Origin of the sequence: Flavobacterium sp. CFS9, from assembly GCF_041154745.1 — a bacterium.
Lineage (GTDB): Bacteria > Bacteroidota > Bacteroidia > Flavobacteriales > Flavobacteriaceae > Flavobacterium.
Genome location: NZ_AP031573.1, coordinates 2,609,511 through 2,623,938 on the forward strand (window position 1 = coordinate 2,609,511; position 14,428 = coordinate 2,623,938).

Genomic DNA, 14,428 nt, shown 5'->3' on the forward strand with positions numbered 1-14,428 from the left:
GTTTTTAATTCAAAAATTTAAATTTATGAAATTAAATTACTCTGATAAATTACATAAAGGACTAAATAAAACGCTTTTCTTTTTTTTATTTGTACTTCCCGTTTATACTTTTTCGCAGAATTGTACTGTAAACGCAAATGCAGACAGAACAATTTGTCCGGGTGGAGCAACCTCTTTACCACCGGATCAGTTTTATTTACTGGGGACGGCCAATACGGCACCGGGGACTAATTTTATAAATGCTCCGAAATGGAGCCAGATAGGAGGACCAGCTGTACAAATTGATGATCCGAACGCATTGCAGGTCTTGGTAAAGGGAGCGGTTCCCGGAAACAGTTATACTTTTAGATTAACGGCTAAATGTGGTGACGATTCAACCATATTTGATGATGTTGTAGTAACGGTTTCGCCACTTACAGCTGCAAATGCGGGACCGGATCAAACCTATTGCCAGGGAACCTATCCACTTAGCGGAAATGCAGTTGGAGGAACAGAAACTGGAACCTGGAGTATTGTAGGGAATAACGGTGCCGGAGTTACCATTAACAGTCCAAACTCTCCCACCAGTACTATTTCAGTTTCCGGAAATAGTTCCGGTTCAACCACTTTAAGATGGACGATAACAAATGGATCCTGTACTTCAACTGATGACGTAATTATTTCGAGTTTAGGAGGAAGAATGCCTGTTACCGCAGGAGCTGACATTACGCTTTCAAACTGTTATTCTGCTACTCAGACGGTTACTCTTAATGGAAGTTTTGGCGGAAATACACCGGGACAGCAGCAAGGTACCTGGACAGTTGTTTCAGGACCAAGCATTCCAAATTTTACAAATGCCAATCAAAATGATACCTCAGTAACCGGTCTGTTTGAAGGGACCTATGTTTTTAGATGGACTGTTGCCGGAACCTGTGCCAATGGAGTGGATGAAGTAACTGTAGTAGTACCGCCACCAACAGCCGATGTTACAAATGTTACCGGTTCTACCGCTTTTTTTTGTGACGGGCGAACCTCAACGATTCTTCAGGGAACCATACCCAGATATGTAAATGAAAGTGTACAGTGGACGCAAACCGGAGGCCCGACAGCAGTAATTCAAAATCCGACTTCTTCTACGACGCTGGTATCGGGAATGACGGCATTAGGAACTTATACTTTTTTGTATACACTGACGAATAGTGTAACCAATTGCGTGACATCGGCAAATTATGTGGTTGTTTTAGAGGATATCATATCCATTTCAGGAGGTCCGGATCAGGTTTTGGGCTGTAATGATTCTGAGGCTGTACTTCCGATCACCTTTACGGGTAACGGGCAAATGAGCTGGCAGATCGTATCAGGACCCAATATCAATCCCGTTCTTAATCCGCCCTATCCTTCGTTCCCGACAGCTCCTGTGAATTTTTCAGGAAACAGTCTTACGATTAGTCAATTGACTTTTGCAGGAACTTATGTGGTTCGTTTAATTAAAGCACCAAATCAGGGAAGTCAGTGTGAAACTGTTTATGATAATGTGACCTTGGTTGTATCTGCGACTCCCACCACTTCGAGTGCGGGAACGATGCAGATAGTGCCTTGTAACTCAACTTCCGGAACATTGGCGGGAAATCTCGTCGTTCGGGGGAAAGGAAAATGGTCGCAGATTTCAGGACCCAGTACTGTGACCTTCTCTGATGTCAATAGCCCGACTACAACAGTGTCTCCCTTAATTAATGGGGCATATAAATTCAGATGGACCATTTCCGGAGGAGAAGCCTGTGAGGTCTCTCAAAGCACTTCTGAGGTTTTGGTATCCAGTGCTGCTCCTACAGATGCTAATGCCGGACCAGATCAGGCAGTTTGTTTTGGAGCAAAAGTTCAATTACAAGGGAATGCCATACAGAACAGCGAAAATGGTACATGGACCGTTTCTCCCAGTGCAGGGGTAATTATCAGCGATCCGGGTGATCCAAACACCAGAGTGAGCGGATTGGCTGCCAATACAACGTATACTTTTACCTGGACTATTGCAAACGGCTGCGGTACATCGGCAGATACCGTTGATGTTGTAACCAATGGCACAGAAGGAGCGGATGCCGATGCAGGAGCTGCTCAATGTTTTCCAACAGGTACGGGCACGATTACCTTAAACGGAAATGATCCTGCTCCCGGAACAGGTCTTTGGACTCAGACGGCAGGAACAGCAGTAACCATTACAAATCCAACACAATATAATACCACAGTAACAGGACTAAGTGACGGAGATTATACTTTTAAATGGACCGTTAGTAATGTGGGCTGTGCTGACGGTGAAGACAGTGTAGGGATCACCATAGCGCCTGATATTACTGTAGCACAGGCAGGTCCCGGTCAAAGGCTGTGTACTAATACCACAACAGTAACAGGAAATGTTCCGGCTTCCGGAGAAAGCGGTCTATGGGAATTGGTTAGCGGAGGAGACGGACCTGTTATTACCAATCCGACCAGTCCGAGTACTACAATCACGGGACTGACTCCGGGTTCATGGGTGTTCAAATGGACCATTTCACGAGGATTCTGTGCGAGTACTTCAGATACGGTACAACTTAATGTTGATGAAGGCCCTTCACCGGCAATCGCAGGACCGGATCAAACGGTTTGTAATCAAAATTCGGTTACTCTCGGAGCGGCTCCTCCGGTGATTGGCAATGGAATATGGTCGTTGGTCAGCGGACCAAATTCGCCTGTATTTTCAGATGCAAGAGCTGCTAATTCAACTTTATCCGGATTGATAACGGGAGAATATATTTTAGAATGGACCACCTCTACGGGAATAAATTGCCCGACAAATCAGGATCAGATGACTGTAAAAGTAACGGAAGTTGCAACAGCGGGTTCTGATTATGCCACCTGCTTAGAGGGACCTTTATATTTAACGGGTAATACTAACAGTACAGGAACCTGGACTTATGTTTCCGGAGGAGCAGGAGCACCAACGATTACCACAACCAGCAACAATAGCGCGGCGATAACCAATTTAATACCGGGTGTTTATGTGTTTCGATATACCATTGCGGCACAAGGTCTTTGTCCTGAAACGTCAGATGATATTCAGGTAACGGTAAACGGTCAGATTACAACACCTCCAAATGCGGGGCCTAATCAGGAATTTTGTGATGTAGGTGCAGGAGGATTTCAGCTGGCAGCTTCGACACCTGATCCCGGAACGACCGGAAAATGGACGGTATTATTTGGCCCGGGAACAGGCTCTTTTGTAAATGATACCGATCCCAACACGATGTTTATCAATCCGGGTTATGGTTTTTATGTGTTTAACTGGACCGTTAGTTCAGGAACCTGTAGTGAATCGGATCAGATTAGAATAGAGAATTCAGAACCGCCTTCACCGGCCATTGCGGGTGGTGATAAAAGTATTTGCGGATCTGTGACAGATCTTACGGCAATCCCGCCACTGGCAGGAGTGGGAAAATGGGCTCAGGTTTCCGGACCAACTACAGCAGTATTCAGCTCCGATATTATGCCAACCACTACGGTTAGTAATCTGACACAAACAGGGGGGGTATATGTTTTCAGCTGGACCGTTAGCAATGGAGCGCTTTGTCCTTCTAATACCGATACAGTTCAAATTACGGTTACAGCAGATTTAACAGTTCCAAATGCCGGACCTGATCAGACGATTTGTCAATCGGGTAGTGCAACTTTAGCGGCCAATGTTATTACTGTTGGAACAGGCCAGTGGTCAAGAACCAGTGGACCTGCAGGAGTTTTTTCTGATACTTCGAGTCCGACTTCTGCCTTTACGCCAAGTGCTGCGGGAACTTATGTTTTGAGATGGACAGCCACAAATCTTAGCTGTCAGTTTTTTGATGAGATGACTTTAACGGTTAATCCTTTGCCATCCACTTCAAATGCAGGATCTCCAATTAGTATCTGTGAATTTCAAACGCTAACGCTGGCAGCCAATACACCAACAATAGGAACGGGTTTATGGACACAAGTTTCAGGGCCGGTAACAGTAGGCTTTGCCGATGCAACTTCGCCAACAACAACTGTTCTGGGAACACAGGCAGGCAATTATGTTTTTAGATGGACGATTACAAGCGGAGTGTGTCCGCCAAGTTCGAGTAATGTTTCGGTAACTGTAAATGCATTGCCGCCATTAGCAAACGCAGGAGCGGATCAGACGATTTGTAATACGGGAACGGCAACCTTAAACGGAAACAATCCGGTAACGGGAACAGGAGTCTGGACTTTTGTAACAAATCCAGGCAGTACGGCAGTAATCGCCAATCCAAATGCTTTTAATACTACGGTAACGAATATATCAGTAGGAACAACACGATTGAAATGGACAATCAGTAACGGTTCCTGTAATGCTTATGAAGATGAAGTCAATATAATACGACCTTCCGATTTAGTTCTTCCGGCATTAACGAGTGACACCACCATTTGTGAAGGAGGTACTGCAACTTTTACGGCCAGTCCAACCGGAAGTATAGCACCTTATACCTATCAATGGCAAACTTCTGCCAATGGAGTGACAGGCTGGGCTGATATTTCAGGACAAACGAATGCTTCTCTTACGACGAATAGTGCCTTAACAATCGGAGAATATTATTTCAGAGTGATGGTTTCGAGTACTTGTACACAGGTTACGAGTAATGTGGCCAAACTCACTATTGTTGCAGACCCTGTTGTTACCACTCAGCCAATAGGAAATACAATATGTTCAGGAAATACACATACGATGACAGTCGCTGCGACAACAACCAATACAGCTGCAGGAACGATTGGGTATCAATGGCAAAGTTCGGTAAACGGAACTTCGGGCTGGACTAATGTTTCAGGAGGAAGCGGAGCCAATACAGCAACTTATACTACAGCAGCCTTAACATCAAATTTATATTTTAGAGCACAAATTACACAATCGGGAAGCGGCTGTGAGGCTTTTTCAAATGCCGCATTGGTTAATGTTGCCCGAATTACAACGCAACCGGCCACTCCGGCAGCTATTTGCGTAGGCGGAATTGTAAACATGACAATTGCTGCCACGTTAGACGGAGGCGCGGGAACGCTTAGTTATCAATGGCAAAGTAATCCCGGTTCAGGTTTTGTAAATGAAACCAATGCAACGGCAACAACTGCCAATTTTACTTCTGATGTTTTAAATACGACCACACAGTTCAGATGTCTCGTGACCTCATCCACAACCAATTGTGTATTGATTTCAAACACGGTTACAGCAACTGTAGTCGCGGATCCTGCCATATCCGTTCAGCCAACAGGCGGGATTGTCTGCTCAGGCGGGGCATTTAACTTATCGGTTACCGGAACAGGCGGAACTCCGTCTTTAAATTATCAATGGTACAGCAGTTCAGACAATATAAGTTTTGCACAAATATCCGGTGCGACTTCCAGTACTTATACCACTCCTGCATTAACACAGGATACTTATTATCGTGTAGATGTTTCGGCTACCGGAAACGGTTGTGGTCTGGTATCTTCCAATAGCGTATTAGTAGATGTAATTCCTGATCCCGTTGTAAATCTGCAGCCTGTTGGAAATACCATCTGTTCCGGAGCAACACATACTATGACAGTAGCAGCTTCGGGAGATCCTTTGGGAGGAGCTTTGGTTTATCAATGGGAAAGATCTCCAAACGGTACAACAGGCTGGGCCAATGCACCTGGCGGAAGCGGAGCCACAACAGCCTCTTACACCACCGGAGCATTAACGTCTACTTTTTATTACAGAGTCAGAGTGACACAATCGCCTAATGGCTGCGAAGTTTATTCGAATGCAGTACCGGTATTTGTGGCAACAATCACGACCCAGCCAGTCACTCCGGCAGCTATTTGTGTGGGAGGAATTGTAAATATCAGTATTTCGGCTTCATTAAACGGAGGTACAGGAACTCTTAGCTATCAGTGGCAAAGTAATTCAGGCTCAGGTTTCGTGAATGAAACCAATGCAACGGCAACTACGGCTAATTTTACTTCAGATGCATTGAATGGGACCACCCAGTTCAGATGTTTAGTAACCTCATCGACTACTAACTGTATCCTGACGTCTAATACGGTTACAGCAACAGTGGTTCCGGATCCGTCCATTACCGTTCAGCCAACAGGAGCGACAATTTGTTCGGGAGGAAATCATACTTTATCGGTAACAGGTGCAAATGGAACTCCGGCTTTAACTTATCAATGGTACAGCAGTACCAATAATGCTAATTTTACAGCCATAGGAGGAGCCACGGCAGCGACGTATGCTACTCCTGCTTTAACTCAGACGACTTATTATAAAGTAGATGTTTCGGCCAGCGGAAGCGGATGTAATACCATTACATCAAACGTAGCGACCGTGACCGTTTTGTCGGCGATTACAATAGTGACACAACCGGTATTTAAAACCAATATCTGCAGTGGTTCAAACGCAACTTTAAATGTTGTAGTGGCAGGTGGTTCCGGAAATTATGCGTACCAATGGAAAAGTTCTGCTGCTTTAGGGGGACCGTTTACTGATATTGCGGGAGCGAATTCGGCATCTTATACTACTCCAAATTTAACGGTGACTACTTTTTATCAGGTGGCCATTTCGGATCCTACTCAGGGATGTACACCAATTTTATCGAGTACTGCCTCCGTAATTATTCCAAGTATAACCACTCAGCCTGTAAACCCGACTACCGTTTGTGTGGGAGGAACAGTGTTGATGTCAACAGCGGCTTCGGCAAACAATGGATCGGCTTCGTTTACTTATCAATGGCAGCGTTCACCAGACGGAGTTAATGGCTGGGCCGATATTACCGGAGAAATCAGAGCGCAAAATCCGAATTATTTGACAGGACCACTTTCCGTTACAACCTATTATCGTTGTGTCATCACTTCGTCAAATCCAAACTGTACTCTTATTACCAATGTTGTAGTAGCAACTGTTATTCCGGATCCAACGATAGCGGTACAGCCTGTGGGAGGAAACATTTGTGAAGGAGGTGTATTTACCATGACATCCAGCGCACAAAACGGTTCCGGAAATTTTACTTATCAGTGGCAAAAATCCTTGGATGGAACAACAGCGTGGGCAAACGTAACGGATGGTTCGGGAGCGAATACAACCACTTATACAACCGGTTTTGTAAATGCAGATGCGTATTACAGATTGCGTGTAACAGATTCAGGTGTTGGATGTGGAACAATAAATTCTAATCCGGCGAAAGTTGATGTTTTTGATATTCCAATAATTACTACGCAACCAAAAGATGGGGAAGCCTGTATTAATCAGACTCATACTTTTACTGTTGCGGCAACAGGAAATATTTCCGGAAGTCCAATATTGTATCAATGGCAAAGTGCTGCTGCTCTGGCAGGGCCTTATACAGACGTAACAGTTGGAGTTGGCGGAACAACAGCTTCTTATACCACACCAGCTTACGCTACAGCAGGTAACCGATATTTCAAAGTGAATATCTCTCAGGCAGAGTCCGGTTGTTATACGTTTTCCAATCAGGTAACATTAGAGGTTTTTGATCTGCCTGCTGCTCCGGTTGGTTTAGTTACCGAACAGCCTTCTTGTACCAGTGCTACGGGAACAGTGAATATCATAAACCCAGATTTAGGAACAGGTTATGAATACAGCAGCAACGGAACGACCTTTCAGGCCAGTAACGTTTTTGCAGGTTTGCCTTCCGGAAATGTAACCATTTATGTGAGACGGGTAGGATTGAATACTTGTATCTCATCCGGGACTACCTTTACTATTTCTAACAGAATTTGTGCGGTTTCAGAAAATTTCGCTTCCATATCAGGAGATACGGGAGGGAATACCGGAGCACAAACCATTTTAGACAGTGATACGCTGAATGGAGTTATTTTGAACCCTTCGTCAGTTAATGTTACGATCAATTCTATTTCCAGTTTCTTAACTTTTAATCCTGCCAACAATACTATTTCGGTAGCACCGGGAACTCCTCCGGGAGATTATACGTTAACTTATACGATATGTGAAATTGTAAATCCGGGAACTCCGTCAGACCCTGCGAATTTTAAAAATTGTTCGACAGCAACAGAATCCATTAGTGTTACGACTGCGGGAATTGATGCCCGAATCGATATCGTGAAGTATCTGGTAAACGGATATACGGGAGCTAACAATGTGATTAATGCTTTAACCAATGACAGACTGGCCAGTGCACAGGCAACCTTGTCTAATGTGACCCTTTCGGTAGTAAATCCGGCACAGCCTATTAATTCGGCCATAACAACCGTTCCGTATCTGGATATCACCACCGGAAATGTAAATGTGCCACCAGGGACTGTTAAAGGACTGTATGAAATTGAATATAGGATCTGCGAAATTGGAGCACCTACCAATTGTGATACATCAAGTATTCTGGTTCCGGTTGGGAATGCCGAAATTATTGCAAATGATGATCGGGTAGAAAACATAAATGGTTATGTAGGACAGTTGAATGCGGCGAATGCTCTAACCAATGACACCTTAAACGGAGTACCGATTACCGGAGTAAATTTTGATGAAATAACAATTTCGCAAAATATCGCTGCTATACCTTTGTACCCTGGAGCCAATGTTCCGGTTTTTAGTGCAGCGACAGGAAGCATTAGCATCCCGCCAGGAACCCCGGCCGATACCTATTATATAACCTATACGATTTGTGAAAAATTAAATCCGACAAATTGCGCAAACGGAAGTATTGCCATTGTAGTAGATGCCGCTCCGATCATTGCAAATGACGATCAGGTGAATAACATCAACGGTTATGAGGGCGGGGTAGACGTCATTAATGTGTACACCAATGCCGCCGGAGCCGATACTTTTAACGGTCAGATTATTAATATCAATCTGGCAGATGTATTGACTCCGTCAATTCTAACCCCGGCACAGCCTAAAACTCCGGGAGCTCCTGTTCCTGAGTTAGATGTTTCGACAGGTTTTGTGACCGTACCACCGGGAACTCCTGCCGGACAATATCAGATTAAATATCAGATATGTGAAGATCTTAATCCGGGCAATTGCGACGATGCGACTGTAATTATTAATGTCGTTGTGCCTATTATTGATGCTATTGATGATACCGTTTTAAATGTAAACGGCTATGAAGGAGCAGACGATGTAATCAATATTTATGATAACGACTTACTAAACGGAGGTATGCTTGACCTTCCGGATATTACGACAACTGTTATATCAACTCCTGCGCCTATAAATGGCGGTCCGGTTCCAACGTTAGACAGTGTTACCGGTTTAGTAGATGTTCCACCAGGTACACCGGCCGGAGAATATAAATTTGTGTATAAAATCTGTGAAAATCTAAATCCAACAAATTGCGATCAGGCAGTGGTTACCATCATGGTAGTTCCGGCACCAATTGATGCCGTAGATGATGCTAATTTTGCCCCAATTAACGGGTTTGTTGGAGACCCAAACGCCTTAAACGCTCTAAACAACGATACCTTAAATGGTTTGGCGGTAATTCCTTCAGAAGTAACAATTACTAATATTATACCAGCTACACCTATTAACGGAGGTTTGGTTCCGGTACTAAATGCGACAACAGGAAACGTAAGTGTACCACCGGGAACTGCAGCGGGAATTTACCTGATAGGATATCAGTTGAATGAAAAGCTGAACTTGTCTAATAATGATTTTGCTTTTATAACGGTTGAGGTTTCGGCTCCGGTAATTATAGCCAATGATGATACCATTGCTAATGTAAACGGATATGTAACGACCAACAATGCAATTGATGTTTTATCGAATGACACCCTTAACGGAGCTGCTGCTAACATCTCGAAAGTTAATATTACCGTTGATGCTGCCGCAACACCAATAAACGGAGGTCTGGTTCCGGTATTAGAACCGCTAACAGGATTTGTAAGTATTCCGGCTGGAACTCCGGCAGGGAATTATGAGATTAAATACCACATTTGCGAGAAAATAAATCCGTTGAATTGTGATAATGCCTCTGTATTTATCACTGTAGTGGGGCCACAAATTGATGCAGTGAATGATGCCGCAGCCAATATTAATGGATTTACGGGCGCAACGAATGTGCTGAATGCTTTATCGAATGATACGTTAAACGGAGCGGCCGTTATTCCTGCTCAGGTAACCATCAGTAATGTAGTTCCGGCAACACCAATTAATGGCGGAGCGATACCAGTTCTAAATCCTTCAAACGGAGCTGTAAATGTACCGGCAGGAACCACGGCAGGAACTTATACCATTCAATATCGTTTGAGCGAAAACTTAAATTCTGCCAATTTTGATACGGCAACTATAACCATTACCGTAATAGCGCCAACGATCATTGCCAATGCTGATAACGCAGGTAATGTTAATGGATACACAGGTGCCGCCAACGTTATAAATGCCATTACTAATGACAGGCTGAACGGTTCAGACATTCAACTGGTTAACATTGATATTACTTCCATAAGTGGTATAACTCCAACAGGATATGTTGCCGGAAATCCGGTTCCGGTATTGAATACTGTTACAGGAAATGTCGATGTACCGGCAGGAACTTCAGCAGGAATTTACATCATTCACTATCGTATTTGTGAAAAACTAAATCCGTCAAATTGCAGTGAGGCCGATATAACGGTAAATGTTATTGCCCCAATTATTGATGCGAATAATGATTTTGCGAATACTATTAACGGATATGTTGGTGCCAATAATGTAGTAAATGCTCTAACCAATGATAGCCTTAACGGAGTAACCGCACAAGCCACTCTCGTTGATATCAGTGTTTTGAGTACTACGGCACCGCCGACATCAACAAACGGAATTGTTCCGGTATTGAATACTGTTACAGGAAATGTCGATGTACCGCCGGGAACTTCTGCAGGGACTTATTTAATCCAATATCAGATCTGTGAAAAATTAAATCCAACGAATTGCAGTCAGGCCACCATCATAATAATTGTAAACGCCCCTTCGATAGTAGCGGAAGATGATACCATCATCAATGTAAATGGTTTATCAGGAATCAATAATGTACTGAATGCTTTTACAAACAATGATACGTACAACGGTGTTCTCTTAACAGATGTGAGTTTAATTAATCCGACGATACTAAGCGGGGCGAATTCTATAAATGGCGGATTGGTTCCTACCTTAGATCTTGCAACAGGATTTGTAAGTATTCCGGCGGGAACTCCGGCAGGAAATTATCAGATCAGATATAGAATTTGCGACAAATTAAACCCAACGAATTGCGATAATGCCGTTATAAATATTACGGTAATAGCTCCGGTTATTGTGGCGAATGATGATACAGCTGTAAATATTAACGGATATACCGGAGCAACGAATGTTCTGAATGCCTACGACAACGACACTTTAAACGGAACGGCGATTTTGCAGACCAATACTAATAGTACTTTGGTAACTCCGGCAAATTCGATAAACGGAGCGGTAGTACCGGTTTTAAATGTTACGACCGGTACTGTAGATGTTCCTGCAGGCACAAGCCCCGGAAATTACTCGATTGTGTATAAAATCTGCGATAAATTGAATCCGTCCAATTGTGATGAAGCTGTTATCAGGATTAATGTTATTGCAGGCCCAATCGATGCAGTTGATGATAATGTTGCGGGAATTAACGGAATCACAGGAACGGCGAACGCAATAAATGCTTTAGATAATGATACCTTAAACGGAGTTAAAGTAATTCCGTCTGAAGTTGTGATTACCAATATTATACCGGCGACCCCAATCAATTCAGGTTACGTTCCTGTACTGGATGCTGCGACAGGTATCGTTAGTGTTCCGCCGGGAACCTCTGCAGGAACCTATACCATTACGTATACGTTAAGAGAAAAAGCAACTTTAACCAATGCAGATACCGCTGTAATTACCATTGTAGTAGGAGCTTCGACTATTGAAGCTAACGACGATACATTGTCTAACATCAATGGTTATGTGGCAGCCAATAATGCGATAGATGTTATTGCCAACGACAGACTTAACGGAGCGGTTACAAGTATCAGTAAAGTCGATCTTACAGTAGATGTTGCGGCAACACCAATCAATGGCGGCCCCGTACCGGTATTAGAACCTTTAACGGGAATGGTCAGTATTCCGGCAAAAACACCGGCAGGAAACTACCAGATTAAATATCATATTTGCGAAAAACTAAATCCGGCAAATTGTGATGATGCTATCGTATTTATTACTGTAATTGCAGCACCAATTCTTGCCGTTGACGATACCGTCAATAATGTAAACGGATTTACAGGAGCGACAAATGTAGTCAATGCTATTTCAAATGACCAGTTAAACGGGGCAGCTGTTGTATTGTCTGAAATTAAAACCAGTGTAATTACACCTGCGGTTTCTATCAACGGCGGTGCAGTTCCTGCTTTGGATATCCTTACCGGAAATGTTAACGTTCCTGCAGGTGCATCAAGCGGAATTTATACGATCCGTTATGAAATTTGCGAAGTTTTAAATCCGACCAATTGTAGTCAGGCTGATATCACGATCAATGTTACTTCGGGACCTATTATCGCCAATGATGATGCAGCAAGCGGAATAAATGGTTTAGATGGGGCAGCGGATGTGATAAATGTACTGACAAACGATTTACTGAATGGTGTTGCACCAACTTTATCACAGGTGAAAATAAATGTTGTTTCTCCTGCAGACAGTATCAATTCGGGAATGGTTCCGGTTTTAAACACCACAACAGGATTGGTAAGCGTTCCACCTGGGACTTCTACAGGAATTTATACGATTGTTTATGAAATTTGTCAGAGTACCAATACACTCAATTGTGATCGGGCTGTTATCAAAATAACGGTAGCACAGCCTTCGATTCAATTGCTTAAACAAGGTGTTTTTGTGGATTCCAATGGAGATGGTTATGCACAGCCGGGAGAGCAGATTCGTTATTCCTTCGTTGTTACCAATACCGGAACTTTAGACTTAAACAATGTGGTAGTGACCGATCCGAAGGCTAACATTACGGGGGGACCAATTGCAACATTGGCAGTTGGACAAACTAACACCACAAGTTATAAAGGAACCTATGTGCTGACTCAGGCAGATATTAATCTGGGCTATGTCGAAAATCAGGCTTTGGTGAAAGCACAGCCGTCCAGCGGATCAGCCATTGAGGATTTGTCAGACAGTAATGATCTTACCTTAATTGGACCTAATGATCCTACAATTACTCCGGTGCCTCAACATAAGGAGCTAACTTTAATAAAAGGAGGAAAATTAACCGGAAACGGAGGAGTAGGTTCTATTATCAATTATAGTTTTACGGTTAAGAATACCGGAAATGTAGTACTCACCAATTTGGTTATAACAGATCCGATGCTAACCACTACAACCATTGCTGTTTCTCCTAATGTACTGGCGCCGGGTGCAACAGGAAAAGCTACAGCATCGTATACTGTAACTATTGCAGACGTTGCCAAAGGAGAAGTAGTCAATTCGGCACTTGCCGTTGGAGATGATCCTCAGGGAAATCCGGTTACCGATATCTCCGATAGTGATGATCCTACTTTAACGGGTGATGATGATCCAACGGTTGTTAGTTTAAGTCTTAAACCTTCTATTGCACTTATCAAAACGGCTACTTTTAACGATGAAAACAAAAATGGGTATGCTGAGGTAGGGGAAACGGTTACATATCGTTTTAGCATAACCAATACGGGAAATATTATACTCGTAAATGTTGTAGTTAAAGATCCTAAACCGGGCGTAACGATTACGGGGGATCCGATAATTTTAAGACAGGGAGAGACCAATTCTAATAACTTTATTGGAACCTATGTTTTAACAGCCGCTGATCTCGAGGCCGGATCTGTAGTAAATCAGGCTGAGGTAACTGCCGTCAGTCCGGACGGGCAAATTGCAAAAGACTTGTCTGACGGAAACTCTATTTTAGAAGACAATCCTACAGAACTACCATTAGATGCTTGTAAAATTACGGTTCACAATGCATTTTCACCTAATGGTGACGGGATTAATGAAGTATTTAAAATTGACGGGGTCGAATGTTATCCTGATGTATATGTAGAAATTTATGACCGTTGGGGAGTTCTGGTTTACGATGCTCATGGTTATAATAATACCTCAGTTGTCTTTACAGGAATTTCAGAAGGAAGGGCAACGGTCAATAAACAAAAAGGATTACCGGTTGGTACTTATTTTTACGTGATTACGTATAAAACGTATTTAAATGAACCTGTAAGTTTAATGGGGTATTTATATTTTTCAAGATGATGTAAATAATTGTTTTTCAGGTAATTATATGTTAAAAAGCGCGACATTGTCGCGCTTTTTTTATTGTTTTTTTGTCGCTATATTCTTTAAAACAGTAATATATCTATAATGTGCTTACTGATTTTTAACACTTCGTTATCAAATAGTCAATTTTTTTGTAGTCAAAAGTGTATTATGGTCGATTGAAAA

1 protein-coding gene is annotated in these 14,428 nt (G+C 43.0%); it reads left to right on the forward strand.

Annotated features, from left to right (window positions below; translation table 11 throughout):
- Window positions 1-25 precede the first annotated feature (25 nt).
- A complete protein-coding gene (locus ACAM30_RS11355; RefSeq protein WP_369618589.1) occupies window positions 26-14,239 on the forward strand; it encodes a gliding motility-associated C-terminal domain-containing protein in 14,214 nt (4,737 codons plus the stop codon).
- Window positions 14,240-14,428: the final 189 nt, after the last annotated feature.

Coding starts and splice junctions, on each gene's coding strand:
- ACAM30_RS11355 (WP_369618589.1), top strand. CDS start 26: ATGAAATTAAATTACTCTGATAAATTACATAAAGGACTAAATAAAACG.